Genomic DNA, 26,306 nt, shown 5'->3' with positions numbered 1-26,306 from the left:
ACCCGGACGTAATCCGCGATGGAAACGATTATTTTATGACCTCACCGAGTTTTAATGCAGCTCCCGGCCTACCAATTCTACATTCAAAAGATATGATTAATTGGGCGCTAGTCAATCATGCATTGCCAATGCTAGCACCCAAGGGTTATGTTGGGAAATGAATCCCATGACGAATCAGATACCATTTCAAATAGATATACCTAGCACATAATCCCTGACCAAATTTCCTCCAGTTGGAGCGTAGATGATACCTTGTTTATCTATCAATGTGATAGTATTACCGTACATAGGAGTATTATTTTTGAAAGTATATACAATTCCAACCGTATTTAAGGTGCATATGGCCTTGGAGGTATTTGGGGTTCCAATTATCGTTCATACCATCATAACCTAATTGCCCACCATGCAAGTAGAAATACAAGAATGCATCTGAGAATTAAGGTTTACCGATTTTAGAAATAATATAGTTTAAAATTGGGGTTAAAAAAGTACCTACGGTGGAGAAAATAAATAAGGGGATAATCCAAAATTTTTCACCTCTACATTTAATTTAGTGGCCAACAGTTAGAAACCGGGACCGTTAACACAACCCGGATAAATATCACCTAGAATTGCCAACCCGTCCATGAGGAAGGAAATATCTGACTTTGGAAAATGGTATGTTACTAAATTTTTATGGAAGGCATTATAAAAGTTAGCAATGATAATTAGAACGGTATATACCGCCCTAAGACGAAGATGAGCATATTCCTTTGATAAAACTATATCGTTCATGACCTGCAATGTCCATTCAATACCGTTAATAAAGCTTTTGCCTTAGTATTAGAAATACAAGGGCATTGTTACGCGAACATGATGGTATAGACTCCCGAATTGTGGAAGAAGTTTTGGTAGATATAACCAACTTTTAAGAGGTATCCTATATAAAAACATACTATCACAGACCTTATCAGTCAAAACGGGAATTATAGATACACATCTTAAGTTTGATTCTCAGTAAATTGTTGATATAACAAGAAAGAACAAAAGAGAGAATTAAGGTTACTATACACGGTGAAGTTTTAGATAGAAATTTTGTCAATACAAAAGGTTATACCATATTAGAAGTCTATTTGAACAGTATAACGAACTAAAAACGAGGACTAGACGAGCCTTAAAAATTTAATTTCTTATTTTAACCTATGTATTTTCAATTTGAAAATAAATGCAATAACAATGGCTTTACTATTTAAAAATATGAATACACGTTATTGTTTTATAGATTTTATACAAAACTTTTGCAAACAATATAAGTAACCACCATAAACCTGATTCAATACTTGATATTTAAATATCTTAGCGAAATAAAATGTCCTTTCAATAGTATCCATAAATACATGGCCATACTTTTGAACGACAATTTTTATATCAAATTTGGATTATTTATCCACCCCTGAAAAGAATGACCAAGAAAACCACTATTTACGATATTGCCAAGAAGCTAAATATCACTGCCGCTACTGTATCCAGGGCCTTAAACAACAACCCTAGAATCAGTAAGAACACAAGAGAGTTGGTGCTTGCAACGGCGGCCAAAATGAACTATAAGCAAAATCGTCTGGCATTGGCACTAAAAAGTGGGAAGAGTAAAAATGTGGGTGTGGTTGTCCCTTACATTAACAGAAACTTCTTTTCATCTGTCATAAGGGGCATTGAAGATGAATTATATCCTAAAGGATATCATGTAATTATCTCTCAGACTCATGAAGATAAAGATAGAGAGCTGAAAATAATTCAAAATCTATTGAACGCACAAGTAGATGGAATTTTATTATCAACATCGTATACCAGTGAAGAAAAAGAAAAGTTAGATAGCGTGTTAAAAAAATCTACACCCTTCATATTTTTTGATCGAAAACCCAACATACCTGATATTAGTTCCGTAACTATTGACGATTATCAAGGGGGCTTCGATGCTACCAAGCATTTAATTGATCAAGGGTGCAAAAAAATTGCTCACTTTTATGTGAGTAATGGACTTGAACTTTATAAAAATCGGTTACAAGGCTATAAAAATGCGTTATTAGAAAACGGTTTAGAATTTAAACCTGAGTACATCATACCATTGAAAAGTGATATTGAGGCTGGTATGGAAGCGGCAAAGGCCTTAATGAAATTACCTGAACCTCCAGATGCTATCTTCTCCTCCACGGATAACGGATTATTGGGTGCGGTTAAATATTTACAGGACCTATCAATTAAAATTCCTGAAGATTTCTGCGTGGTTGGTTTTAGTAATGAACCTTTTACCCAATTCATGAACCCATCCATTAGTTCCGTAGATCAGTCTCCGGTTGAAATGGGTAGAATGGCTGCAAAAGTATTTTTGGAACAAATGGATAACGATCAGTCCATCAAAATCCACAAAAAAGTGGTGCTTCCCATAAAATTGGTAGTTAGAAAATCTTCTAGTAGAAAAAGCTAAACCTATGGTATAGGCTTATAATGAAACGCCTCTTTTCCATGGTATAAAATCATCTTGTCCCAATAGGTCCGCCTTTGCCTCTATGGTACCACTTGCCACATTGATTACAAATTCCAAAATTTCCTCACCCATTTCCTGAATGGATTTTTCACCTCGGATGACAGCGCCCGTATCTATATCGATAATATCCGGCATACGCTCTGCTAGTATTGTATTTGAGGAAACTTTAAGTACCGGCGCAATAGGATTTCCCGTAGGTGTACCCAGACCTGTAGTAAACACGACAATATTTGCTCCTGAACCAACCATACCGGTTGTACTTTCCACATCGTTACCTGGTGTACATAACAAGTTTAACCCAGGTTTGGTAACATATTCCCCATAATCCAATATGGACACAATGGGCGATGTACCCCCCTTTTTGGCCGCGCCCGCGGATTTCATGGCATCGGTTATCAAGCCGTCCTTAATATTCCCTGGTGAAGGGTTCATATCAAAACCAGAACCGGCCGCTTCTGCAGAGGCTTCATAAGCTTTCATGAGATGCATAAAACGTTTTGCATCATCATGGTTTACGCATCTATTCACCAACTCCTGCTCCACTCCACATAGTTCAGGAAATTCAGAAAGAATTGGTGATCCACCAACAGCCGCAAGAATATCAGAAGCATAACCTAGGGCAGGATTGGCGGAAATTCCTGAAAAACCATCAGAACCTCCACATTCCAATCCCATTTTCAATTTTGAAATTGAGGCTGGTTTTCTTTGAATGGCATTAGCTGCTTTTATACCTGCAAAAGAATCTTTAATAGTGGTATTCAGCATCTCATCTACCGTACCCATTTGCTGCTGCTCATAAATTAGAACAGGTTTATCTAAATTGGGGTCGATATCTTTTAATGCATTCTTTAGTAAATCGATTTGCAAATTTTGACAACCAAGGCTCAATACGGTTGCACCGGCAACATTGGGATTTTTTACGTAACCCGCTAAAAGTTTGGCCAATGTTTGTGAATCTTGGCGTATGCCCCCACAACCCCCTTGATGGGTAATAAACTTAACAGTAACATTATCAAAGGTTTCGGTACCGGTTTCCGTTTTTCCATCGTTGAAATCAGCATCTTTTCCGTTGATGAGGTTACGTAGTAATTGTCTTTGTTTACGTTCCCTGCCCATAGAAAGTTCCTTTTCAAAAACCTCTTTGAGCACCTCAATATTTCTATTTTCACAGAAAACCAATGGAAAGAATAACCACACATTTTGTGTACCTACTTGCCCGTCTGGTCTATGATAGCCCATAAAGGTTCTATCTTTCCATTTTGATATATCTGGCGCTTTCCATGTAATCCTCTTGGTCCTTTGGGTTACAACATCACTCTGGTGAACTATATTTTCAGTGGTAAGAACATCGCCCTTTTTTATAGGATATAATGCTTTTCCTACCAGTACCCCATACATAATAATTTGACTGTTCTTCTCTAGATCGGTTATAGCTATTTTATGTTTAGCTTTAGTATTGGACAATAGTATGATTTCCTCCCCATTAAACTGTACACGGTCACCTTGCACCAAGTCTACCAGGGCTACTGCCACATTATCTTCCTCTTGAACTTTAATCAATTTTTTCTGCATGGAGATTTTTTTAGACTAACCTATTTTTGAAAACCTTCTTTAATTCCATATTTCTCTATCATTTCCAATGATTTGGCAACCGCATCCGTTAATCCTTGTACCGTATTCAAATCCTTGCCCCAATATGATTGTTTTGCCAAAACCTGTTTAGCCACGCTCCTAACGTTATCAAACTGCCAAATACTTAACATTTCCGCAACAATTTCCCGATCATCATTGATCGGCAGTTGTTTACCATTGTATGCTCCTTTATAAAAGCGGATCAAGCAAGCAAAAGCAAAAACTGTACGCATTGGTAGTTTACCTTTACGCTGTACGTACTCCAACAAGCTTGGCAATACCCTTACCTTAAACTTGGAAACGGAATTTAGGGCTATACTGGACAATTGGTGTACCACGAACGGATTCCTGAAACGGTCAAAAACTGCGTTGGCAAATGTTTCCAACTCTTCATGTTCCATGTCCAAGGTAGGAATGATTTCCTCAAAGACCAATGATCTTATAAACGGTCCTGTGAAATCTTCATCTACGGTTTCTTTTACGGTTTCATTGCCATACAGCAGTGAAAAAGGAACCATAGCAGTATGTGCGCCATTTAAGATACGAACTTTTCGAGTTCTAAACGGTTGCATATCCTCTACGATTTTAACATCCAAATCTGTTTTATGAAAGGGAAGTTTTTGTCTTAATAACTCATCCCCTTCAATAACCCATAAGAAAAAAGTCTCGGCGCTAACAATCAAATTATCCAAATAGTCCAATTGCTTATTATAATCTTCAATTTGATTGCGAGGATACCCGGGTACTATCCGATCTACCAAAGTATTGTGGAACGAACAACTTTTTAGCAACCAATATTTAAAATCATCGGATAAATTCCATAATGAAATGTAGTCCAGAATAATCTGTTTTAGGGTATCTGAATTATGATTGATCAGTTCACACGGTATGATCGTTAATCCCTTTTCTTCCGCACCATCAAAATATGTAAAACGTTCATATAATAATCTGGTCAATTTTGCCGGAAATGAATTTGGAGGGGTCATATGCATCGTATCCTTTTCTACATACGCTATACCGGCCTCTGTGGTATTGGAAACTATGAATTGCAATTCTTCTTCCTTGGCCAAATCTAAAAATGAGGCAAAATCCTTATATGGATCAATACCTTTAACAATATTGGTGATCAATTCCTTTTCCTCTATTTCCTTACCGTCCTTAATTCCTTTTGTAAATAAGGTATACAGTCCATCTTGATCGTTCAACATTTTCACCATTCCCTTATCAATAGGCTGTACTACGGCAATACCTGCATTAAATCCGGTTTTCTTGTTCAACGTTTGGAACGCGTATTCTACAAAAGCCCTAAGGAAGTTACCCTCCCCAAATTGGACAATCTTTATAGGTAAAGTAGAGGGTTCCCCTGCATTTTTTCTATTTAGTTTCTGCATGATTTTATTTCAGATAGATGATTCTTAAAGATCGAATAGGCTAGGCAACCATAAACTCAATTGAGGTATATAGGTTACCAAGAACAATGCAACGATCATAGCTATAAATAGCGGCAACAATGGTTTAAATACTTTTTCTATGGTGGTTTTGGCCACCCCGACCCCAACAAAGAGCACCGATCCCACGGGGGGAGTACAAAGACCTATACAAAGATTTAGGACCATAATGATTCCAAAATGTACGGGATCAAGTCCTAATTTGGTTACCACAGGTAAAAAGATGGGGGTAAAAATGAGGACAGCCGGTGTCATATCCATGAAAATACCTACAAATAATAACAATAGATTGATAATCAATAGAATTACGATTTTGTTATCACTTAAGCTTAATAGTCCACTACTAATGTCCTGGGGTATGTTCTCATAGGACAATGCCCATGACATACACATAGAAGATCCTATCAATAACATTACAATTGCTGTGGTTGCGGAGGAATCCAGTAGAATTTGCGGAAGGTTCTTAAAATCGATTTCCTTATATACAAAACCGAGTATCAAGCTGTACAACACTGCAATTGCCGAAGCTTCCGTAGCCGTAAAAATTCCGGTAACTATACCGCCAATTACCACTACGAGCATAAATAAACTGGGCATTGCATCGATAAAGGTTTTGCTTACTTCCTTTAACGAACTCCGTTTCCCGATTTTATACTTTTTCTTTTTTGCCCAAAACGCCGCAACGATCATCAAAAATAATCCGGTCATGATACCGGGAATATATCCTGCCAAGAACAAGGCTGCAATAGATGCCCCTCCACTGGCCAGGGAATATACGATAAGCACATTACTTGGTGGAATAATCAATCCCGTTGTGGCCGATGTAATATTTACCGCGGCGCCAAATTCTTTGGAATAACCTTCCTTTTCCATTTCAGGGCCTAAGATACTTCCCATTGCGGAAGCGGAAGCCATTGCCGATCCAGCTATGGCGCCCATTAACATGGCCGCAATGACATTGATAAGTGCCAGTCCGCCCGGCAATGACCCCACCAACGTTTTGGCAAATGCTATAAGCCGGTTTGCAATACCGCCCTTGTTCATAAGCTCTCCCGATAATATAAAGAACGGAATGGCCAAAAGCGCAAAACTATCCAGACCTGTGGCCATACGCTGAGATACAGTGGTAAAAGCAGGCATTGCCGGTATACTTACCAACATAGTCAATAATGAAGAAATGGCAATGCTCCATGCAACCGGTGTACCAATAGCCAGCAGGCAAACAAAACTTATGACCAATACGAGTATAGGAATTTGCTCCATCATAATTCTTTAGTATTTAAATCAGAAATTTTGTAATACATGATCAACAATCCACTTATAGGAATAATAATATAAACCAAAGCCAAGGGTACCTGTAACGCTGGGGATTGCTGTCCTAAAACATAGGATATATATACCAATCTAGACCCCCCTATTACAAATGCAAAAAAGACAAATAGAATAACCAGAATGGTTACAATGGTCTTTAGTTTTTTTTGTGTTCTTTTATTTTGGCGCATGGGCAAAATGTCTATGGCCACATGTAAATTTCTGCCGGAAACATATGCGGCTCCTAAAACACCGATCCATATCATTAAATATCTGGCTAATTCATCGGTAAAGGAACTAGGGTTACCGGTTACGTACCTTGTAAACACCTGCCATAATACGTTAATGACCATTACGGCCATAATTACGATCAATGTTTTGCTTAAAACAGCATCTATTTTACGTCTCATTACTTTATTGGGTTTCTTGAATTTTTTTGATCAAAGGGTATATTTCTGCGTCATCCTTGTAACTTTCATAGATGCCCTGTACTTTTTCGGCAAACAAGGTTTTATTCGGTCTACTGACTACAACACCTGCCTTCTGCACCTCGCGCAATGCCTCTGCCTCTGCTTCTGCCCAAAGAATACGTTGATACTTTACGGACTCTTTCACCGCTTGACTTAACCACATTTGTTCTTGTTGTGACAACTTGTTCCAAACATAGGTGCCTATGAGTAAAACATCTGGCAGCACCGTATGCTCATCCAAGGAATAATATTTACAGACTTCATAATGACGGGAGAGATAAAAACTTGGCGGATTATTCTCGGCACCGTCCACAACCCCCTGTTGTAAGGAAGTATATAACTCTCCCCAAGAAATTGGTGTAGGCGATCCACCTAGGGCCTTAACCATATTTACGGCAGTAACACTTTCCATAACCCTTATTTTCTCCCCTTCAAGGTCTGCAGGTTTTTCTATAGGTTTGTTCATCGTATAGAAACTACGACTACCGGCATCATAATAACCTAAGCCCTTTAGCCAGTATTTTTCACCTTCGTTCAATAACATTTGACCAATAGGTCCGTCTAGGACATTAAAAGAATGTTGTCTATCTCTAAACAAAAACGGTAGACCTAGAACCCTGGTTTTAGGCGCAAAATTTTCAAGTACACCTACGGATACTTTTGTCATGTCCAGACTACCAATTTGTAATAGTTCCAAACATTCCCGCTCCGTACCTAGCTGTTGGCTGGGATAGATCTCCAATTTAAGCCTACCTCCAGAACGCTCCAGTAAATCTTCCCCCATTTTTACCATGGCCTTATGGACAGAGTGACTTACGTCTAATCCATGCCCTAGACGGATTGTTTTTGTTTCATTATCCACACCACATCCAAAAAAGGTTATGGTACATAGTAATAGGGTTAAAATACTTTTGCGTGTCATCATATTAATTTGATCTGATCTTTTTAATAAGTGCCATAGCATCTGCCACTTTTATCTCTAGACCTGCATAATCCTTATTGGCAAGCACATCCTTACTGATCAATTGGGAACCCATACCAACACAGGTTACACCGGCATCAAACCAACCCTTAAGGTTACTTTCCTCTGTGCTTACGCCACCTGTTGGCATAACACTGGTCCAAGGTTGTGGTCCTTTAATTGCCTTTACAAATCCCGGTCCATAGGTAGAGCCCGGAAACAGTTTAATGATTTCGCATCCTAATTCTTCCGCTCTATTGATCTCTGCCAAAGAGCCACATCCTGGTGACCATAATACCTTTCTTCTATTACATGCAATGGCAATATCTTCACGTAAGGAAGGGGTTACTATGAAATTTGCGCCCATCTGCATATAAAAACTTGCGGCGGCGGCATCGGTTATAGAACCAACGCCCATTATCATACCAGGCAATTCTTTAACCGCAAACTTGTTCAATTCTAAAAATACTTCAAAAGCGAAATCGCCCCTTGCCGTAAACTCCATCAATCTAGCCCCGCCATCATAGCATGCTTTCATAACTTTTTTTCCTAGCTCTATGTCCGGATGGTAAAATAAGGGTACCATACCGGTTTCCTTCATTACCGCCGCAACTTCCAATCTTGAATATTGTGCCATCTTATTTTTCTGTACTTTAAAATTGGCCGCTACCTGTACATCTAGTACCGACCAATATTTGTTATTTTTTCTTAACGAGCTACCCTACCAGAGGCATCTCCACCCATTAATTTTTCTACTTCCTCTATGGTGGATAAATTTGCATCTCCTTTGATGGTATGTTTTAAACATGATGCCGCAACCGCAAAATCCAAAGCGTTTTGATCGTCTTCTGGATACTTAAGCAAGCCATAGATCAATCCGCCCATAAACGAATCTCCGCCTCCTACTCTATCCACAATATCAGTAATTTGGTACTGACGCGTTTCGTACATTTTTTCACCATCCCAAAGTACTCCTGCCCATGTATTATGAGAAGCAGATATTGAACCTCTAAGTGTGGTAATTACTTTCTTTGCTTTCGGAAATTTTTTCATCATTTGCTTACATACCGATAAAAAAGCTTCTGCCTTTACATCTGCACCATCCTTATGAACGTCCAGCCCTTCTGGGTGGATACCAAAATGTTTTTCGGCATCTTCCTCATTTCCTAAAATGATATCACAATAGGAAGTAAGTTCTGTCATTATCTTTTCGCGATCGCCACCATACTTCCATAATTTGGCCCGGTAGTTCAAGTCTGTTGATATGGTAATTTCTTTTTTTGCTGCCGCCTTGACCGCTTCTAGGCAAACATCTGCCGCCCCTTGGGAAATTGCCGGTGTAATCCCTGTCCAGTGAAACCATTCCACACCGTCAAAAACATCATCCCAATCAATCATACCGGATTCTATTTCCGCAATTGCGGAATGTGCACGGTCATAGACCACTTTACTACCACGGCTTACTGCACCTGTTTCCAAGAAGTATATCCCCAAACGGTCTCCGCCAAAGACAATTTTACTAGTGCCCACTCCTCTTTTGCGCATTTCCATTAAAGCACATTCACCAATATCATTTTTAGGCAAACGGGTCACAAAATCTACGGGAACCCCATAATTTGCCAATGATACGGCAACATTGGATTCACCTCCGCCATATACTACATCGAACTCATTGGCTTGAGAAAATCTTAAAAATCCAGGAGGTGATAATCTAAGCATGATTTCACCAAAAGTGACTACTTTTTTCATTATTTATTGAATTGTAATTTGATTTAAAAATTGAAATATTCTTTTGCGTTGTTATAACATATATCCTGCACGATACCCCCAACCAGGTCAAAATCCTTTGGCAGTTCGCCGTTTTGCATTTCCTGACCAAAAAGGTTGCATAATACCCTTCTAAAATATTCATGCCTAGGATAGGACAAAAAGCTTCTGGAATCTGTGAGCATACCAATGAAACAGCTAATCAGTCCCATGTTTGAAAGGGCGTTTATCTGCTTGGTCATTCCATCCTTTTGATCCAAAAACCACCAACCTGATCCAAATTGCATTTTTCCTTTTACCTTACCGTCATTGAAATTACCGATCATTGTGGCCAACACTTCATTATCGGCTGGGTTTAAATTGTATAAAATTGTCTTTGCAAGGTGATCACTGGCATCTAATCTATTTAAAAACTTGGACAAAGTGGCTGCCTGCGCATAATCCCCAATGGAATCCCAACCTGTATCAGGACCTAGAATACGGTTCATTCTAGCATTGTTGTTCCTTAAGGCTCCTAAATGAAACTGTTGAATCCAATTGCGCTGATGGTACTGCTTGCACAAGAACAGTAAAATAGCGGTTTGGAACTTTTCATCATCCTCTAGGCTCAACTCCTTTTTATTTCTTCTCTTTTGAAATATTGATTCAATTTCCGTTTCCGTAAATTCACGATAGGGAACATAGCTTAAGCCATGATCGGACAACTTGCAGCCATACTGATCAAAATAATCCAAACGTAAGCTCAATGCATCACAAAGCGACTTAAAGGAATCTATGGAAACGCCGCTCACGCCCGATAATTTATCTAGATATTCCAAATAAGTACCTGTGGTTATCAAAATGGCCTTATCCGGCCTAAAGGCCGTACTTACCTTAACGTCAAAATTGCTGTTGGCAATCTGTACATGATGGTCCAAACTATCAATGGGGTCTTCTGTAGTACAAATGACCTCAACATTCATTTTATTGATCAGGTTTTGGCATGTAAATGCCTTAGTTTGAAGTTTGACAGTAGCCTCATCATAAATAGCGTTTGCCGTATTTGGATTTAGGAGCGTGTTGATATCAAAGTACCTTTGCAATTCCAAATGAGTCCAGTGATACAAAGGGTTTCTTAAGGTATAGGGAACCGTTTTGGCCCACTGTATAAATTTTTCCTTATCCGGTGCGTTTCCGGTAATATATTTTTCATCTATACCGAAAGTCCTCATAGCACGCCATTTGTAATGATCACCATTGATCCAAATTTTGGTAAGGTTTTCAAAACTTCTGTTGGATGCTATTTCATTGGGGGGTAAATGGCAATGATAATCTATGATTGGCATAGGAGCCGCAAACTCATGATAAAGTCTTTGAGAAAATTTATTTTCCAAAAGAAAATCATCATTGATAAACGTAGTGTTGACTGAAGCCGAAGTACTCATTAATTTTCATTTGATGGTTTACCAATGGTGGCCAAAATACCACCGTCAACATATATAATTTGTCCGTTCACAAAATCACTTGACTTTGAAGCCAGAAAAACTGCCGTTCCCGCTAAATCCTGTGGGTCTCCCCATCTTGCGGCAGGAGTTCTATTAATAATAAATTCATTGAAAGGATGCCCATCAACCCGAATAGGGGCTGTTTGCGATGTTGCAAAATAACCCGGTCCAATACCGTTTACCTGAACATTATGTTTGGCCCATTCCGTGGCAAGATTGCGGGTCAGCATTTTTAATCCTCCTTTGGCGGCCGCATACGCGGACACACTATTTCTCCCCAACTCGCTCATCATGGAACAGATATTGATGATTTTTCCCCCTCCGTTATTGATCATCCTGTTCCCGATCAATTGCGACATTATAAATGCCCCTACGAGGTCAACCTCAATTACACGTCTAAAATCGTCAACTGGCATAGTAGTGGCAAGTTCACGTTTTATAATACCCGCATTGTTCACCAAAATATCGATCTCACCACCTTCGGCAACTATTTCCTCTACTTTTTTAGCTGCCAATTTATCATCTGTAATATCAAATATATAGCCAGAGGCCTTATATCCCTTTTCTTTATATGCCAACAGCGCATCATTCATTTTGGCGGGCGTGGTCCCCGTAATGACCAGTTCCGCACCGGCATTGGCAAGTCCTTCCGCCATTGCCATACCCAAACCATGGGTACCTCCTGTAATCAACGCACGTTTTCCCGTTAGATCAAACATATTCATTATTATCTTAATTCGTTAGGCGCACAGACATCCATATCCCCATAATCCAAATTTTCTCCGGCCATACCCCATACAAAGGAATATGCACAGGTACCAGAGCCAGAGTGAATGGACCATTCCGGAGAAAGCACCGCTTGGTTACTTTCCATAAATATATGCCTAGTGTGCTGTGGTTCTCCCATGAAATGACAAACGGTCTGGCCTTCTTCCACATCAAAATAGAAATATGCTTCCATTCTTCTATTGTGCGTATGCGCAGGCATCGTGTTCCAAACATTGCCCGGCAAAAGTTCGGTAAGTCCCATCTGTAATTGGCAAGTTTGCACAATACTATTTACGATCAATTTGTTCAATATTCGCTTATTTGCATATTTCTCATCTCCCAACTGGATAACTTCTGCCTCGTTTGCCCCAACTTTTTTGGTAGGAAAACTTTTATGTGCAGGAGCGGAATTGATATAAAATAGAGGTTGTTCTCCATCTACAGCTTCGAAGATGACATCCTTGGCACCTTGACCCACATATAACGCTTCTTTTTTGGAAAGTTCGTAAGATGTGCCATCGACCGTAATTTTGCCTTTTCCACCCACATTGACCACGCCAAGTTCCCTACGATCTAAAAAATTCTCAGATTTTAAATAAGGTATCGTTTCTAACTTCACAGATGTATTTACCGGCATAACGCCACCTACAATATATCTATCATACATGGAATACGTAAGTTGTACACTATCCTTTACAAATAGTTTTGGTATTAGAAATTCCTTTCTTAGTTCATCTGTACCATATGCTCTACTATCAACAGGATGAGCAGCATATCTAAATTCATAATTAGTCATATTATTATTTTATGCAATCGATTACACGAATATAATGGATTTTAAAGAATCGACAACTATTTAATCTTAAAAATATATTTAATCTTAAAAATTATGCTTGATTCTAACTATAATTTAATTTATAGTTACATATTACTAAAAATACTGGTCTACGCACAAAAAACAATAAAAATGAAACAAAAAAAGCTTGGGAGAAATTTAAAAAATCTTGGAATTAGGTCATTTGTAATTTATTTAGCCTCATTTTAGTTAAATTGTTCACAAATACTATTATCTAATTGCCCTATAAGTATATACAATTGACAAAGAATTGCGTAATTTGAATATTATGTTAACTTTGAAAAAAAAGCAGCAAATGGAGTTACTTGAAAAAGCTCAAGAGTTTATAGGTCGGAAAATGAGTAATATGTCTACTAGTGACCGAGTAGAAGCGTCAAGAGAGGCAAAATCACTTATTTTAAGTATTAATGAAATATATAAGGAAACTAAGGACCCTAATTTAATGGAGGTCATGAAAGAAGTTACCGTTAAAAAGAAAAAGATTGAGAAGAGATTGAATGGTGTGCCTTTGGTATAATTTAAATTCATTATCTATTTTAATTTAAAAGACCCCTTCATCTAAAGGGGTCTTTTAAATTATATAGTATTCGCAAACCTATTTTGGGAATATGTAAAAAGCTTTTTACATATACGATCTAAACAATTTCCGCACTTAGTCCCGCTTGTAACAATCTTGAACATTGTGGCTTTAATTCTTCAAACTCGCCAGTTTTTACGGTACATTTTCCTTTATAATGAACTATTAATGAACATTGCTCCGCTTGTTCCGGTGAATGCTCACATACAGAAATCAGAGTATTGATTACATGATCAAAAGTATTGACCTCATCATTAAAAAGAACGATTTCATTTTGCTGAACCGTTTCTTCTTCTAAAAGTAGTTCTTCGGAAATTTCTTCTTTTATGCTCATCTCAATAAAATTAATACAGTCTAATTTACATATTTTGCTGCAACCCAATTATTCCGTTCAATATTTTTTACAAATTTTAACGAATTAATTTTACATTTTTCCGTAATCATATCCAAATCTTCGGTATAAAATCCACTTAAGAGTAAAATACCATCCTTATTCAAAGCCTTGGAATATGCCGGTATGTCTGCCAACAAAATATTTCTATTAATATTTGCGATTATTAAGTCGTAAGATTTTCCGGAAACTAACGAGACATCACCTTCGTACACCTGGACGTTATCTATTTGATTACGCGCTACGTTTTCCTTTGCATTTACATAACACCAATTATCAATATCTACGGCATCAACATGAGCAGCGCCCCTTAAGGCCGCTAAAATTGCCAGAACACCTGTTCCACTTCCCATATCCAAAACAACTTTACCTTCCAAATTCAATTGAAGTATATGCTGTAACATCATGTGGGTAGTTTCATGATGCCCGGTACCAAAACTCATTTTTGGTTCTATAACGATATCATATTCTACCCCGCTCATAGTTTCATGAAAAGGAGCCCTTATCATACATCTATCATCAACTACAATTGGCTGAAAATTCTGTTCCCAGGTAGCGTTCCAATTTTCCTGCTCTATTTCCTTGAACGCATAATCGATTTCAAAATTTGGATTGGAAAGAATGTCGATATCGTTCAAAATATCCATAGACCAATCTTCCTTTTGGATATAGGCCAAAATTGCGTCTTCCTCTTCTACAAAACTCTCAAAACCAGCTTCACCCAATTGGGCGATAAGAATATCTGAAGCTGGTTCTGGAGGTTGCACCGTAAAACGGTACTCTATATATATCATATTGTTGCTCATGCCTACATGTAGCGAATTTTCCAATTAAATTGCGTTGATGATGGCCACAAAATCATCGGCCACCAATGAAGCGCCACCAATTAGACCACCGTCAACATCTGGCTTAGAGAATATTTCCTCGGCATTACCCGGTTTAACACTACCTCCGTACAAAATAGTGACATTTGTAGCTATGGTGCTATCAAAGGCCTCTGCTATGGTCTTACGGATAAAAGCATGCATTTCCTGCGCCTGTTCAGGAGAAGCGGTTTCTCCTGTGCCTATGGCCCAAACTGGCTCGTAGGCCAAGATAATATTTGTCCAAGCAGAAGGCTCTAAATTAAATAGAACGTTTTTTAACTGGCTTTCTACCAATTTAAAATGATTGCCCGATTTACGATCCTCCAATTCTTCACCAAAACAGAACATAACCCGCATTCCCTTTTGCAGTGCGGTTATTACTTTCTTTCTCAATATTTCATCGCTCTCCATAAAATATGCCCTTCTTTCAGAATGGCCTATAATTACAGTATCCACACCTATATTCAATAACATATCTGCTGAAATTTCCCCAGTAAACGCACCGCTTTCCGCATAATGCATATTCTGTGCAATAGCTTCTATCTTAGAACCGTCAAGAGCACGGACGGCACTTGATAGATTTACATAAGTAGGTGCTACCATAACTTCTGCATTGGTATCAGGTAATTTAGCGGACAATTCTGCCAAAAGGGCTTCCGTTTCCGCTAAATTTTTATTCATTTTCCAGTTTCCAGCTACTATTTTTGCTCTCATTTTTATTATTTCTAATTATATTAATTCGCTTTATATCGTCAATTGAATTTTAACTGTTCCAAATCGTTGTAATGAACCTTTTGCATAATGGTGCCTTTCTCCAATACCAATACACCCGGGTTAGACCTCACAATTGTTTTTAGAGTAGTCTCGTCCGTAAAATAAAAGTCGAAGCCCAAATTAAATTCCTTAACCAAAATATTGGTTTGATCAGGTCCCGAAGCAGACATCCCTATAACTTTATATCCGGAATTTAAAGCTTTGTCCATAACCTTTTTTACATCGTTAAAAACCGTTAGGTTGGATTTTCTTAAATCATAGGCTATCACCATAACCAATTTAGGTTCTTGAAGTAAAGTGCCCGCAAAATCCTCCCCATCTTGCTCAATTGTAAAATCATGTACGGGAGGTTCGTAACCTGCTTGAATTTCCTCTGTTTCAACACTTATAAACTCACCATCAACGGTAGGGTAGTCTCCATTGGAAATATGAATTTCTTCCTTTCCGTTAACATTAAATTTCCATCTATACTCAAACAATGCCTTGGGGGCATCTTCCGGAACGGACATTCCTTCTTCTATGTTCTTACCAATTTCATAAGGCCTAAAGTCAATTACAGGTAAATGATTCAACACATAATATACATATCCTACACAAGCTATAAGGGCCGCAACCATTACCGTTGATGTAGTTTTTGTATTTACCAATGGGGTGATGTATTTTCTTTCGGCATAAATGATCAGTATTAAAACCAGTAACACCACATCTTTTGTAAACGACTCCCATGGCGTCAGTTTTATGGCATCGCCAAAGCAACCACAATCCGTCACCTTATTAAAATAGGCCGAATAAAAAGTAAGGAACGTAAAGAAAACGATCATGGCCAATAATGTCCATAGCGTAAACTTGCGTTTATAACCAAGAATTAACATTACACCCACCATGACCTCTATTACGACCACGGCTATGGATATAGCCAGTGCAAAAGGCATTAGAAAAGGCAGGTCGAGAACGCCTTGGCTAAAATATTCTTCCAATTTAAATGAAAAACCAACGGGATCGTTCAATTTAATAAATCCACTGATGATAAATAAAATACCAACAAATATGCGTACAACTCCTACCAAATATTTCATTGTCCTTGTTTTATTTTTCCAATCCTAAGTGAATAAGTGCAAATACTGCATAGTTGATCATATCCTGATAGTTGGCATCAATGCCCTCACTTACCAGGGTTTCTCCCTTATTGTCCTCAATCTGTTTTACGCGTAACAGTTTTTGCAGAATGAGGTCCGTTAATGAACTCACCCGCATGTCTCTCCAAGCCTCTCCGTAATCATGATTTTTGTTCAACATGAGTTCCTTAGTAATCTGAATATGTTTAGAATATAAAGCAACCGCTTTTTCCGTATCCAAATCTGGCTGGTCCGCAACCCCTAGCTCTAACTGAATGAGTGCCATTACCGCATAATTGATAATCCCGATAAATTCTGATCGCTCACCTTCATCTACCTTACGGACGTCATTTTCTTGAAGGCTTCGTATACGTTGTGCTTTTATGAAGATTTGATCAGTTAAGGACGGCAATCTTAAAATTCGCCATGCACTACCATAATCTGACATCTTTTTCTGGTACAGATTCATACAAACCTGAATTACCTCATCGTATTCCTTTGCCGTGTCTAGCATGTATTTCTATCTAATTTGTGTAAATTTCGCTTAAATATTTGTAACCATCAAGATTGATGGTTTAAACTTGGAAAATGCCACAAATTCCTATTAAATATTGATATGACGATAAATTGCAAGGGTAATATAATTTCGCTGGAACAACCTAGGATAATGGGTATATTGAACGTAACCCCAGATTCTTTTTTTGATGGCGGAAAATACCAAGATCAGCATAGTATTTTAAACCAAGTTGAAAAAATGCTCACCGACGGAGCAACCTTTATAGATGTTGGCGCCTATAGCACAAGACCTGGAGCCGCAGAAGTAGATGAAGTAACAGAAATGCAACGCATAGTCCCGATCATAGATTTGATCTTACATAAATTTCCAGATACCTTGATATCCGTAGATACGTTTAGAAGTACTATAGCAAAAACTTGTATTGACCATGGTGCGGCTATGATCAATGATATCTCCGCAGGAATGCAGGATAACAATATGCTAAAAACGGTGGCTCGCTTAAATATACCCTACATTATGATGCATATGCGGGGAACTCCTCAAAATATGCAACAACAGACAGACTATAGGGACCTGTTAAAAGAGATGCTTGTTTTCTTTTCCGAACGTCTAGGTGTAGCAAAATCATTAGGTATTAAAGATGTCATCATTGATCCAGGTTTTGGTTTCGCCAAAAATAGGTTACAAAATTTTGATCTTTTAAAGCAAATGGAACTATTACAGATGACGGACAGACCCATTTTAGCAGGTATAAGCAGAAAATCAATGATCTACAAAACATTACAGACCCAGCCAGATAATGCATTGAACGGTACTACTGCACTACATATGGTATGTCTGCAAAAGGGTGCCAATATCTTACGGGTACATGATGTTAGGGAAGCTTGGGAATGTATAAAGTTATATGAACAATTAAATGCCTAAGTTTATATTAAATTCTTGCAATCTATTTTCTTAATTTTACTAAAACGGTACGGATTGGATTTTTTAAATTTTATTGACTTTAAGATTACCGATGTCCTGGACATCATTTTTGTTGCCGTGCTACTCTATTATATCTACAAGCTGGTTAGAGGCTCCGTGGCCATCAACATTTTTATAGGAATTGTAATTGTCTGGGCTTTCTGGAAACTGACGGAATTATTGGATATGCAGATGATCAGCAGTATGGTTGGCGCCTTCATGCAGGTAGGGTTAATTGCCTTGATCATAGTATTTCAACAAGAAATAAGAAAATTTTTATTGATGATCGGTTCCACCAATTTTGCCAATAAAAGAAATTTTGTAAAACATTTTAAGTTTCTAAAACAAGAAGGTATATCTACCGATACCGATGTAGACTCCATACTTAAAGCTTGCGAAAAAATGGCAAGTTCCAAAACCGGCGCAATAATAGTTATTGAACGTAGCAATTCCCTTGAATTTATAAAATCTACGGGAGATCGTATGAATATAGAAATCAATCAGCCCATTTTGGAAAGTATTTTTTACAAGAACAGTACGTTACATGATGGTGCTGCTGTAATTTCCGGTAATTTTGTTGTGGCCACTAGAGTTATATTACCTGTTTCCAATGAACGCAATATTCCCCTACGCTTTGGATTACGACATAGGGCCGCCGTGGGTATTAGTGAAAAAACCGATGCCCTGTGCTTGGTAGTCAGTGAGGAGACCGGATTGATTTCCTATATAAAAAATGGTGAATTTGTAACCTATGATTCCATCACCCAGTTGGGTACCATGCTTAAACAGGATTTAATTTAAGGAACTAGCCTGTTCTATAATTAATATCCTATAATTCTACGCCACTTCCTCCGCTAAAAATTGTGCTTCATATAGATTACTGTAATACCCCTTCTTTTTAAGGAGTTCCTTATGGGTTCCCGTTTCTACGATATTACCTGCATCCATAACAATGATCTTGTCCGCTTTTTTAATGGTGGCCAAACGGTGTGCTATTACAATGGAAGTTCTACCTTCTGTAATTTTATCGGTAGCCAATTGAATCAACTGCTCGCTGTAGGTATCTACGGAAGATGTGGCTTCATCCAAAATCAAGATACTGGGATTACTTACATAAGCACGTAAAAAAGCGATCAACTGACGCTGTCCACTTGAAAGCATTGTTCCCCTTTCTTTTACATTATATTGATATCCGCCCGGTAAACTGGAAATAAACTCATCTACACCAATAGCTTTGGCGGCCATTTCAATATCCGACACACTTATGGCAGGGTTTTTCAAGGAAATATTATTGGCAATGGTATCCGCAAACAAAAAGACATCTTGCAATACAATTGCAATGTGGGAACGTAATGATGCAAGGTTGTAATCCTTAATATCAATACCATCAATAGCAATGGTACCGGAATTAATTTCATAAAAACGGTTCAATAAATTGATGATCGTACTCTTACCGGCTCCAGTAGCCCCTACAATGGCAATGGTTTCCCCGGCCTTTACCTCAAATGAAATTCCGTGCAGTACTTCTTCATCCTCCAAATACCCAAAACTAACGTTATCAAATTTAATGTCACCTTTTACCTGTTCCCTTTCAATTGTACCCAAATCCTGTATATGGCTATCCGTATCCAAAATTTTAAACACCCTATTTGCGGCCACCATACCCATTTGTAAGGTGTTAAATTTATCCGCTATTTGTCGTAATGGCCTAAACAATAAATCTATGAGCATAATAAATGCAAATACCGTACCTGCAATATCCGTAGATATATTCGCCACATTTTGCAAACCGCCATACCAAACGATCAAGCCAACGGTAATGGAAGAGACAATTTCAGCAATGGGAAAGAAAATAGAATTGTACCATACCGTCTTTAACCACGCCTTTTTATGTTTTTCATTGATTTGCCTAAACTTATCACTTTCTATTTTTTCCCTAGTAAACAACTGCACTATCTTCATGCCCGTTATACGTTCCTGAACAAAAGAGTTCAAGTTGGATACTTCTGCCCTAACTTCGGTAAAGGCAACCTTCATTGCTTTTTGGAACAATCTGGTTGCATATAGAATAATGGGCAGTAATGAAAATACAATGAGAGACAGTTTCCAATTAATGATAATCATTACCACCGCCGCCACCGCCATTTTTAATAGATCGGCCACAATAACAAAAAAACCTTGACTGAAAATTTCGCCAATACGTTGCATATCTGCCACCGCCCTGGTCACCAAAACGCCCAATGAAGAATTGTCAAAATACTTCATTTTAAAACCAAGCATTTTTTTAAAAAGGTCTATACGCACATCTTTAATAACAGATTCCCCCAACCAATTGGCATAATAATTAAAGGCTAACTGACTAATGACCTGTCCTATCAATACTGCCAACATGGCAATGATTAAATAGAGTAACATTTGCTCGTTGCCCTGTTTAATGGCATCATCAATAATTTTCTTGACGATCAAAGGGGTAAGCACCGCAAATCCAGATAATAAAATGGCCGCAAGGGCAACCCCATAAAACGTAATCTTGTACGGTTGGGTATAGGCCATTAAGCGTTTAAAAAGACGAGTGTCAAATGCTTTGCCAGAATCCTTATCCATTCTTTAAAATAGTATTGGGGTATACAATAGAGGTCAAATATAATCCTTTTGCGGGTACAGAAACCCCGGCCATGGACCTATCCTTACTTTTTAATATGGTATTAACATAGTCCGGATCATATTTACCAACACCCACATTGATCAATGTTCCTACAATTGCGCGTACCATATTACGTAAAAATCGGTCTGCCGTTATGGTAAAGATAAGATGGTCTTGATCCTGCTTCCAATTGGCGAGTGTAAGGTCGCAAATATTCGTAAATACATCAGTATTGGATTTAGAAAAGCATTCAAAATCCTTTTTACCGATCAATAACGAGGCTGCCTTGTTCATTTTACTTACATCTAAATCCTTTCTTACAAAATGGGCCGTATCGCTGAAAAATGGATTCTTAGTTTTTGTGATTTGATATTCGTAGGTTCTGGACCGGGCGTTGAACCGCGCATGGGCATCATCATTAACTCGTAATATTTGTTTTACGGCAATATCTTCCGGTAGCAGAGAATTTAATCTAAAAATAAAATCAGGTATGTGCTTTAATTCTTCAATATCAAAATGGGCATACATTTCCTTGGCATGGACACCGGCATCTGTCCTACCCGCTCCCGTAAGAGCAATTGGCTGATTTAATATGGTTGCCATGGACTTTTCAAGAACTTCTTGCACCGTTATGGCATTGGGTTGATTTTGCCAGCCGTGATATGCTTTTCCAAAGTATGAAAATTGAATGAAAAATCTCAAAAGGATGTGGTAATTTTGTATTTCGCAAAGGTATTAAAAAGGATACGTTTTATAACACCCTTGAACAACTCCTTTATATTTGGCCGTGTGTATAAAATACCATGAACCTCTCAATAATAATTGTAATGACCAAAATTTTATTGCTTTCGGACACCCATTCCTATATGGACCAAGCCATTCTTAAACATGCTCAATGGGCGGACGAGGTTTGGCATGCAGGCGATATTGGGTCACTAAAGGTTACGGACGCCATTAGAAATATAAAGCCTTTAAGGGCAGTTCACGGAAATATTGATGATCATATCATCCAAAAAGAATTTCCTGAGAACAATAGGTTTTTTTGTGAGAATGTTGATGTATGGATTACCCATATTGGAGGTTACCCGCCTAAATACAATATGAGGACCCGTGATATTATAAAAGAAAATCCGCCAAAACTATTTATAAGCGGCCATTCTCATATACTCAAGGTCATGTGGGATAAAAAATTAGGTACATTACATATGAATCCTGGCGCATGTGGCAAACACGGATTTCATCAGGTACGTACCATGCTACGTTTTATTATAGACAAGGAAGAAATTAAGGATTTAGAAATTATAGAATTAGGCAAACGCTAATCTTAAATGCACAAAATCAACAAAATGTTTTGTGACCAATGATTAGTTCAATAAAATAAAAAACCCGGAAACTACCCCGGGTTTTACGCACTAATACTACTAAGATGTTAGGTTTAACGCAAACGATCAACAGATTTTACAAGATCTTCATCCTTCTTTATGGCCCTATTTGCAAGAGCTAAAAAAACGATAGAAAATACTGGAATCAGCATCCCAATACCCTTCTCAGAAACCGAAGCTTCTCCGGATAAGTTTAGTGATCGGTAAACAAAAAATCCTAATAAAATAACGTTCAATATCATGTTCAGCCTGTTAATAACAAACTGATTTTTTCTATTTTTAAAACTTACTAAAGACCATATCGCCAAAACGGCACCGGCATAGAAAGCTATGGAAATAATCATATCATTATTGGCGAAAACCTCTGTGCCATCTATATCTACCCAAAGATTTAGAAAAAAAGGCAATACACCTGTAAGAATGGCGACAATTAATAAAAAAACACTCTGTATTCTCTGAATCATAAATTTATTACCACATTACAGTGCAAAAATACAGGTCTTTTCAAAATTTATGACTCTTTTATTCAAAATAATTTGTAATATTGCTTCGTTATCATGTTATAACGCCTACCAAGAAGGAAAACATTCCTTGAGATTACCCTTAATATAATATACTTCTTACAATACAAATTACTTATAATTTATTCGACTATTTAATGTTTGAGATTTCAGATTTAAAATCAAAAAAGCTACCTGAGCTTCAGGAAATAGCTAAAGGACTTAAAGTTCCAAAATTCAAAACTTTAAAAAAATTAGATTTAGTCTACCAGATTCTGGACTTACAAGCTGCCAACCCCAAAGTCGCCGCGGCAATAGCTCCCGCTAAGACAGAAACAAAAGAAGACAGCCCATCATCTGAAGAAAAACCTAAGTCCAAGCCAAAACCAAGGCCAAGACCACGTGTTTCAAAAGATGCAACCAAAGAATCTAATACCAACACAAGAGAAGAATCCACCAAGAGCGAGGATATTGCGGAAAAGAGTTCCAAGGAAAGTACGGAAACTCCAAAGCCTAGGCCCAGACCACGACCTAAAGCTTCCAATTCAAGCAATAACAAAAAGGATTATCAGAAAAATTCTTCTCAAAACAACCAGAACAAAAAACCAAATCCTAGGGTTCAACACGACAAAAGCAATTTTGACAAAGACCTTAAGAATAGATATAAAGAGCCAGAATACGAATTTGATTCTATAATAGCTAGTGAAGGTGTTTTGGATATTATGCAGGACGGCTACGGATTTTTACGTTCCTCTGATTACAATTACCTTTCTTCACCCGATGATATTTATGTTTCCCAGTCACAGATAAGACTTTTTGGATTAAAAACAGGGGATACGGTATTGGGCAATGTAAGGCCTCCAAAAGAAGGTGAAAAATATTTTCCATTGATAAAGGTCAACAAAATCAATGGTATTGATCCCCAAATAGTTCGTGACCGTGTGTCCTTTGAGCATTTGACCCCTTTATTTCCACAAGAGAAATTTAATTTAGCAGAGCGCCAAAGTACCATATCCACAAGGATTATAGATTTGTTCTCTCCAATTGGAAAAGGGCAGAGAGGTATGATCGTGTCGCAACCAAAATCTGGTAAGACCATGCTATTAAAGGATATAGCCAATGGTATCGCCGCCAATCACCCAGAAGTTTACCAGATAATATTATTGATCGATGAACGTCCTGAAGAGGTTACGGACATGCAACGTAATGTTCGTGGGGAAGTAGTCGCCTCTACGTTTGACAAGGAACCTACAGAACATGTACGCGTTGCCAATATTGTATTGGAAAAAGCCAAGCGATTGGTAGAGTGCGGTCATGATGTAGTTATCCTTCTTGATTCCATAACACGTTTGGCCAGAGCTTATAACACGGTGCAGCCAGCGTCAGGTAAGGTATTAAGTGGTGGTGTGGATGCCAATGCGTTGCACAAACCTAAACGATTCTTTGGTGCAGCACGTAATATTGAGGGAGGCGGATCACTTTCGATCATTGCTACGGCATTAACAGAGACCGGTTCAAAAATGGACGAGGTAATCTTTGAGGAGTTTAAAGGTACCGGCAACATGGAACTTCAATTGGATCGTAAAATTGCCAATAGAAGAATCTTCCCTGCTATTGACCTTACCTCATCAAGTACACGAAGAGATGATATGTTACTGGATGAAAATACTTTGCAACGTATGTGGATAATGCGTAAATACCTTGCAGATATGAATCCGGTAGAGGCAATGGAGTTTATTGAACAGCGTTTTAAACAAACCAAGAACAATGAAGAGTTCCTTATGACCATGAATCAGTAATTGATAAAAATTAACAAAAAGCCCGATTTCAAATGAAATCGGGCTTTTTTTATTCTTTAAATAACACATACTTGACCCCTGGCAAATCGTTATCACTACTATTTTTTTATATCTTTAACATAATAATAAAAGAACCCTCCCCCAGTCTTTTAACAATTTTCTCATTAATAACCTTAATTCCCGGAAAATGAAAAGACCAAATTCCATTGCTACACTAATGTTATGTTCATTATTAATATTAAGTATAGTAAGTTGCAACCAAGAACCAAAAAAAGAAAAACCAGTTCCTCCAGTAGTAGAGGCTCCCGCCAATATCATTTCTTTGGATGAGGCAAATGTCATTTATGACAATTATACAAAACACAGAGTAACACTTATTGAACCATACGAGCAACAAAGAGAACAAGATGAAGACTTTACAGCCGGAAGATTTGTGGATTTCGATTATGAGACTATTAAGCAATACATAGCATACATAGATCAAGAAGCGAAAGATGCGGGAGTTAATAAAGTAACTAAATTAAGATTATATTTTGCCAACTACCCCAACTCCGATAAATTTCCTAATGGCAAAAAAGTAATCCACAAAAGACAGAACTCAATTTTTATGGTTCCAACCTTGGATAAGGGCGGGATTAATTATGGATTTTTTATTGGAAGTAACGGCAAGGCAGAATTGATAAAGGATTGGAAAGATTCTAGCACAGACGGAATTGGTGTACATATAGGCCAAACACAAAAAGCCCATGCAGGTATAATGCCCACCTTTACCTTAAACTCAAATTTACAGGACAGTAAAAGTTTAGCTTTAAATTTTGGCCAAGGTGGTCCGCCGCCAAAAACAGATTTCTAATTTAGCTTATGCATATCACATATGTCTTTCATTAAGGATAATTATTATATGCTGGTATATGCGATAACATTATTTGTGTCGCTAGCTTCATATAGAAAATATTACGATACTGTTTTAAAATACTTTCCAATTATTATTGCCTATACTTTCTTTAATGAAGTATTAGGCTATTTGGTACGTACCTATGATGAAATTTCCTTCTTTCAAAATGTGCAATACAGTAATTTCAACGATGTAATTTATAATATATACGCCTTAATTTTCTTTGCATTTTTTTATCGAGTCTATTGGCAGCTCATACATAACAAGCGTTATAAAAAGTATATATTTTCATTCTTCTTTATTTTTTTGATTGCATACATTGTCAGCACCTTTTTTCAAAATCCGCTAGAGACCAATTTATATTATGCATTGGCCATTAGTTCATGGTTATTGGTCATTTGCATAGTCTTATATTTTAAGGACAAAAAGGAATTGGATGAAGATATTTACCAAGCACATAACCTTATGTTCTGGGTTAGCTTGGCCCTATTCATATTTTATTCCATTTTTCCAGTTATATACGTCATAGGCTACACTCAATATGAGATTTGGGTTAAATATGATTTGCGCTCCTTACTAAATGTATTAATAGTTATAATGTACACTTTATTCATTTTCGGTTTTTTAAAAAGCAGAAAATTGGCATTTAGATAATCATTAAT

The 26,306-nt window shown here is 37.7% G+C and carries 28 protein-coding genes; 9 read left to right on the top strand and 19 right to left on the bottom strand.

What is annotated here, in order from left to right; genetic code table 11:
- The first annotated feature begins 35 nt into the window (after window positions 1–35).
- Complete coding sequence (locus tag Q2T41_RS20815) at window positions 36–161, top strand: hypothetical protein (RefSeq protein ID WP_367186882.1); 126 nt, start codon at window positions 36–38, stop codon at window positions 159–161.
- A gap of 403 nt (window positions 162–564) precedes the next feature.
- Here Q2T41_RS20815 and Q2T41_RS14280 read toward each other — a convergent pair whose 3' ends face one another.
- Complete coding sequence (locus tag Q2T41_RS14280) at window positions 565–774, bottom strand: hypothetical protein (protein ID WP_304436607.1); 210 nt, start codon at window positions 772–774, stop codon at window positions 565–567.
- 667 nt (window positions 775–1,441) lie between these two features.
- On the opposite strand from Q2T41_RS14280, the gene Q2T41_RS14275 reads away from it, so the two are divergent.
- On the top strand, window positions 1,442–2,464 hold the full coding sequence (locus Q2T41_RS14275; RefSeq protein ID WP_304436606.1) for a LacI family DNA-binding transcriptional regulator: 1,023 nt from the start codon (window positions 1,442–1,444) through the stop codon (window positions 2,462–2,464).
- Between the two features lie 15 nt (window positions 2,465–2,479).
- On the opposite strand, the gene Q2T41_RS14270 is transcribed toward Q2T41_RS14275, so the two are convergent.
- The 10 genes from Q2T41_RS14270 to kduI form a co-directional block, all read right to left on the bottom strand.
- Window positions 2,480–4,096 carry a UxaA family hydrolase gene (locus Q2T41_RS14270; protein ID WP_304436605.1) on the bottom strand — a complete coding sequence of 539 codons (1,617 nt, stop codon included), beginning with the start codon at window positions 4,094–4,096 and terminating at the stop codon, window positions 2,480–2,482.
- A gap of 20 nt (window positions 4,097–4,116) precedes the next feature.
- Window positions 4,117–5,547: a tagaturonate reductase gene (locus tag Q2T41_RS14265; protein WP_304436604.1), complete on the bottom strand. Its 1,431-nt coding sequence runs from the start codon at window positions 5,545–5,547 to the stop codon at window positions 4,117–4,119.
- Window positions 5,548–5,571: 24 nt separating this feature from the next.
- Window positions 5,572–6,867, bottom strand: a complete 1,296-nt coding sequence (locus tag Q2T41_RS14260) for a TRAP transporter large permease (RefSeq protein ID WP_089259780.1) — start codon at window positions 6,865–6,867, stop codon at window positions 5,572–5,574.
- Window positions 6,867–7,325: a TRAP transporter small permease gene (locus Q2T41_RS14255; protein ID WP_304436603.1), complete on the bottom strand. Its 459-nt coding sequence runs from the start codon at window positions 7,323–7,325 to the stop codon at window positions 6,867–6,869. Before Q2T41_RS14255 ends, Q2T41_RS14260 begins: the two co-directional genes overlap by 1 nt.
- Before the next feature lie 4 nt (window positions 7,326–7,329).
- Window positions 7,330–8,310: a TRAP transporter substrate-binding protein gene (locus Q2T41_RS14250; protein WP_304436602.1), complete on the bottom strand. Its 981-nt coding sequence runs from the start codon at window positions 8,308–8,310 to the stop codon at window positions 7,330–7,332.
- Window position 8,311: 1 nt separating this feature from the next.
- Entirely contained in the window at window positions 8,312–8,983 is a 672-nt protein-coding gene (locus tag Q2T41_RS14245) for a bifunctional 4-hydroxy-2-oxoglutarate aldolase/2-dehydro-3-deoxy-phosphogluconate aldolase (protein ID WP_304436601.1), read from the bottom strand.
- Window positions 8,984–9,054: 71 nt separating this feature from the next.
- A complete protein-coding gene (locus Q2T41_RS14240) occupies window positions 9,055–10,095 on the bottom strand; it encodes a PfkB family carbohydrate kinase (protein ID WP_304436600.1) in 1,041 nt (346 codons plus the stop codon).
- 23 nt (window positions 10,096–10,118) lie between these two features.
- Complete coding sequence (uxaC, locus tag Q2T41_RS14235; protein WP_304436599.1) at window positions 10,119–11,537, bottom strand: glucuronate isomerase; 1,419 nt, start codon at window positions 11,535–11,537, stop codon at window positions 10,119–10,121.
- On the bottom strand, window positions 11,537–12,322 hold the full coding sequence (locus Q2T41_RS14230; protein ID WP_304436598.1) for a gluconate 5-dehydrogenase: 786 nt from the start codon (window positions 12,320–12,322) through the stop codon (window positions 11,537–11,539). Before Q2T41_RS14230 ends, uxaC begins: the two co-directional genes overlap by 1 nt.
- Window positions 12,323–12,324: 2 nt before the next feature.
- The gene (kduI, locus tag Q2T41_RS14225; RefSeq protein ID WP_089259599.1) at window positions 12,325–13,161 is read right to left on the bottom strand and encodes a 5-dehydro-4-deoxy-D-glucuronate isomerase; all 837 of its coding nucleotides are present in this window, start codon (window positions 13,159–13,161) and stop codon (window positions 12,325–12,327) included.
- A gap of 355 nt (window positions 13,162–13,516) precedes the next feature.
- Here kduI and Q2T41_RS14220 point away from each other — a divergent pair, with 355 nt between their 5' ends.
- Window positions 13,517–13,738, top strand: coding sequence for a hypothetical protein (locus tag Q2T41_RS14220; RefSeq protein ID WP_089259778.1), 222 nt, complete (start codon window positions 13,517–13,519; stop codon window positions 13,736–13,738).
- A gap of 118 nt (window positions 13,739–13,856) precedes the next feature.
- Here the strand turns inward: Q2T41_RS14220 and Q2T41_RS14215 are convergent, their stop codons facing one another.
- Genes Q2T41_RS14215 through Q2T41_RS14195 form a run of 5 tightly spaced genes read right to left on the bottom strand, consistent with a single transcriptional unit; the run spans window position 13,857 to window position 17,458 of the window.
- A complete protein-coding gene (locus Q2T41_RS14215; protein WP_089259598.1) occupies window positions 13,857–14,132 on the bottom strand; it encodes an ATP-dependent Clp protease adaptor ClpS in 276 nt (91 codons plus the stop codon).
- A 20-nt stretch (window positions 14,133–14,152) separates the two neighbouring features.
- Window positions 14,153–14,995 carry a 50S ribosomal protein L11 methyltransferase gene (prmA, locus tag Q2T41_RS14210; protein WP_304437453.1) on the bottom strand — a complete coding sequence of 281 codons (843 nt, stop codon included), beginning with the start codon at window positions 14,993–14,995 and terminating at the stop codon, window positions 14,153–14,155.
- Between the two features lie 24 nt (window positions 14,996–15,019).
- Complete coding sequence (tpiA, locus tag Q2T41_RS14205) at window positions 15,020–15,769, bottom strand: triose-phosphate isomerase (RefSeq protein WP_089259596.1); 750 nt, start codon at window positions 15,767–15,769, stop codon at window positions 15,020–15,022.
- A gap of 38 nt (window positions 15,770–15,807) precedes the next feature.
- Window positions 15,808–16,905, bottom strand: coding sequence for a BT_3928 family protein (locus Q2T41_RS14200; protein WP_304436597.1), 1,098 nt, complete (start codon window positions 16,903–16,905; stop codon window positions 15,808–15,810).
- Window positions 16,906–16,915: 10 nt separating this feature from the next.
- Complete coding sequence (locus Q2T41_RS14195) at window positions 16,916–17,458, bottom strand: DUF1599 domain-containing protein (RefSeq protein ID WP_304436596.1); 543 nt, start codon at window positions 17,456–17,458, stop codon at window positions 16,916–16,918.
- Window positions 17,459–17,560: 102 nt separating this feature from the next.
- Here Q2T41_RS14195 and folP point away from each other — a divergent pair, with 102 nt between their 5' ends.
- Window positions 17,561–18,385, top strand: a complete 825-nt coding sequence (gene folP / locus Q2T41_RS14190; protein WP_304436595.1) for a dihydropteroate synthase — start codon at window positions 17,561–17,563, stop codon at window positions 18,383–18,385.
- Between the two features lie 54 nt (window positions 18,386–18,439).
- Window positions 18,440–19,225: a diadenylate cyclase gene (locus Q2T41_RS14185; protein ID WP_089259777.1), complete on the top strand. Its 786-nt coding sequence runs from the start codon at window positions 18,440–18,442 to the stop codon at window positions 19,223–19,225.
- A gap of 36 nt (window positions 19,226–19,261) precedes the next feature.
- Here Q2T41_RS14185 and Q2T41_RS14180 read toward each other — a convergent pair whose 3' ends face one another.
- Both Q2T41_RS14180 and truA read right to left on the bottom strand, forming a co-directional pair.
- Window positions 19,262–21,028: an ABC transporter ATP-binding protein gene (locus Q2T41_RS14180; protein ID WP_089259592.1), complete on the bottom strand. Its 1,767-nt coding sequence runs from the start codon at window positions 21,026–21,028 to the stop codon at window positions 19,262–19,264.
- Window positions 21,021–21,770 (bottom strand): tRNA pseudouridine(38-40) synthase TruA, encoded by a 750-nt coding sequence (gene truA / locus Q2T41_RS14175; protein ID WP_304436594.1) that lies wholly within the window; start codon window positions 21,768–21,770, stop codon window positions 21,021–21,023. Before truA ends, Q2T41_RS14180 begins: the two co-directional genes overlap by 8 nt.
- A gap of 125 nt (window positions 21,771–21,895) precedes the next feature.
- Here truA and Q2T41_RS14170 point away from each other — a divergent pair, with 125 nt between their 5' ends.
- The gene (locus Q2T41_RS14170; RefSeq protein WP_089259776.1) at window positions 21,896–22,390 is read left to right on the top strand and encodes a metallophosphoesterase family protein; all 495 of its coding nucleotides are present in this window, start codon (window positions 21,896–21,898) and stop codon (window positions 22,388–22,390) included.
- 113 nt (window positions 22,391–22,503) lie between these two features.
- Here the strand turns inward: Q2T41_RS14170 and Q2T41_RS14165 are convergent, their stop codons facing one another.
- Window positions 22,504–22,914, bottom strand: a complete 411-nt coding sequence (locus tag Q2T41_RS14165) for a DUF4293 domain-containing protein (RefSeq protein WP_144804973.1) — start codon at window positions 22,912–22,914, stop codon at window positions 22,504–22,506.
- A 194-nt stretch (window positions 22,915–23,108) separates the two neighbouring features.
- Between Q2T41_RS14165 and rho the strand changes: the two genes are divergently transcribed.
- The 3 genes from rho (at window position 23,109) to Q2T41_RS14150 (ending at window position 26,298) form a co-directional block, all read left to right on the top strand.
- A complete protein-coding gene (gene rho, locus Q2T41_RS14160) occupies window positions 23,109–24,749 on the top strand; it encodes a transcription termination factor Rho (RefSeq protein WP_089259589.1) in 1,641 nt (546 codons plus the stop codon).
- A gap of 187 nt (window positions 24,750–24,936) precedes the next feature.
- Window positions 24,937–25,602, top strand: a complete 666-nt coding sequence (locus Q2T41_RS14155; protein ID WP_304436593.1) for a hypothetical protein — start codon at window positions 24,937–24,939, stop codon at window positions 25,600–25,602.
- 21 nt (window positions 25,603–25,623) lie between these two features.
- Entirely contained in the window at window positions 25,624–26,298 is a 675-nt protein-coding gene (locus Q2T41_RS14150) for a hypothetical protein (protein WP_089259587.1), read from the top strand.
- The last annotated feature ends 8 nt before the right edge of the window (window positions 26,299–26,306 follow it).

Source organism: Maribacter confluentis (genome assembly GCF_030505015.1).
Classification (GTDB): domain Bacteria; phylum Bacteroidota; class Bacteroidia; order Flavobacteriales; family Flavobacteriaceae; genus Maribacter; species Maribacter sedimenticola.
Note: the sequence above shows the minus strand (reverse complement) of the source record. Positions and strands in the feature narration are given on the sequence as shown.

Excerpts from the sequence above, each read along its gene's own strand:
- folP (WP_304436595.1), top strand. The coding sequence starts at position 17,561 with ATGACGATAAATTGCAAGGGTAATATAATTTCGCTGGAACAACCTAGG.
- Q2T41_RS14265 (WP_304436604.1), bottom strand. The coding sequence starts at position 5,547 with ATGCAGAAACTAAATAGAAAAAATGCAGGGGAACCCTCTACTTTACCT.
- Q2T41_RS14170 (WP_089259776.1), top strand. The coding sequence starts at position 21,896 with ATGACCAAAATTTTATTGCTTTCGGACACCCATTCCTATATGGACCAA.
- kduI (WP_089259599.1), bottom strand. The coding sequence starts at position 13,161 with ATGACTAATTATGAATTTAGATATGCTGCTCATCCTGTTGATAGTAGA.
- rho (WP_089259589.1), top strand. The coding sequence starts at position 23,109 with ATGTTTGAGATTTCAGATTTAAAATCAAAAAAGCTACCTGAGCTTCAG.
- Q2T41_RS14180 (WP_089259592.1), bottom strand. The coding sequence starts at position 21,028 with ATGGATAAGGATTCTGGCAAAGCATTTGACACTCGTCTTTTTAAACGC.
- tpiA (WP_089259596.1), bottom strand. The coding sequence starts at position 15,769 with ATGAGAGCAAAAATAGTAGCTGGAAACTGGAAAATGAATAAAAATTTA.
- Q2T41_RS14240 (WP_304436600.1), bottom strand. The coding sequence starts at position 10,095 with ATGAAAAAAGTAGTCACTTTTGGTGAAATCATGCTTAGATTATCACCT.
- Q2T41_RS14255 (WP_304436603.1), bottom strand. The coding sequence starts at position 7,325 with ATGAGACGTAAAATAGATGCTGTTTTAAGCAAAACATTGATCGTAATT.
- Q2T41_RS20815 (WP_367186882.1), top strand. The coding sequence starts at position 36 with ATGACCTCACCGAGTTTTAATGCAGCTCCCGGCCTACCAATTCTACAT.
- Q2T41_RS14245 (WP_304436601.1), bottom strand. The coding sequence starts at position 8,983 with ATGGCACAATATTCAAGATTGGAAGTTGCGGCGGTAATGAAGGAAACC.
- Q2T41_RS14280 (WP_304436607.1), bottom strand. The coding sequence starts at position 774 with ATGAACGATATAGTTTTATCAAAGGAATATGCTCATCTTCGTCTTAGG.
- prmA (WP_304437453.1), bottom strand. The coding sequence starts at position 14,995 with ATGAGCAACAATATGATATATATAGAGTACCGTTTTACGGTGCAACCT.
- Q2T41_RS14250 (WP_304436602.1), bottom strand. The coding sequence starts at position 8,310 with ATGATGACACGCAAAAGTATTTTAACCCTATTACTATGTACCATAACC.
- Q2T41_RS14195 (WP_304436596.1), bottom strand. The coding sequence starts at position 17,458 with ATGCTAGACACGGCAAAGGAATACGATGAGGTAATTCAGGTTTGTATG.
- Q2T41_RS14230 (WP_304436598.1), bottom strand. The coding sequence starts at position 12,322 with ATGAATATGTTTGATCTAACGGGAAAACGTGCGTTGATTACAGGAGGT.
- Q2T41_RS14260 (WP_089259780.1), bottom strand. The coding sequence starts at position 6,867 with ATGGAGCAAATTCCTATACTCGTATTGGTCATAAGTTTTGTTTGCCTG.
- Q2T41_RS14165 (WP_144804973.1), bottom strand. The coding sequence starts at position 22,914 with ATGATTCAGAGAATACAGAGTGTTTTTTTATTAATTGTCGCCATTCTT.
- Q2T41_RS14200 (WP_304436597.1), bottom strand. The coding sequence starts at position 16,905 with ATGAAATATTTGGTAGGAGTTGTACGCATATTTGTTGGTATTTTATTT.
- Q2T41_RS14270 (WP_304436605.1), bottom strand. The coding sequence starts at position 4,096 with ATGCAGAAAAAATTGATTAAAGTTCAAGAGGAAGATAATGTGGCAGTA.
- Q2T41_RS14150 (WP_089259587.1), top strand. The coding sequence starts at position 25,624 with ATGTCTTTCATTAAGGATAATTATTATATGCTGGTATATGCGATAACA.
- Q2T41_RS14155 (WP_304436593.1), top strand. The coding sequence starts at position 24,937 with ATGAAAAGACCAAATTCCATTGCTACACTAATGTTATGTTCATTATTA.
- Q2T41_RS14215 (WP_089259598.1), bottom strand. The coding sequence starts at position 14,132 with ATGAGCATAAAAGAAGAAATTTCCGAAGAACTACTTTTAGAAGAAGAA.
- Q2T41_RS14220 (WP_089259778.1), top strand. The coding sequence starts at position 13,517 with ATGGAGTTACTTGAAAAAGCTCAAGAGTTTATAGGTCGGAAAATGAGT.
- uxaC (WP_304436599.1), bottom strand. The coding sequence starts at position 11,537 with ATGAGTACTTCGGCTTCAGTCAACACTACGTTTATCAATGATGATTTT.
- Q2T41_RS14275 (WP_304436606.1), top strand. The coding sequence starts at position 1,442 with ATGACCAAGAAAACCACTATTTACGATATTGCCAAGAAGCTAAATATC.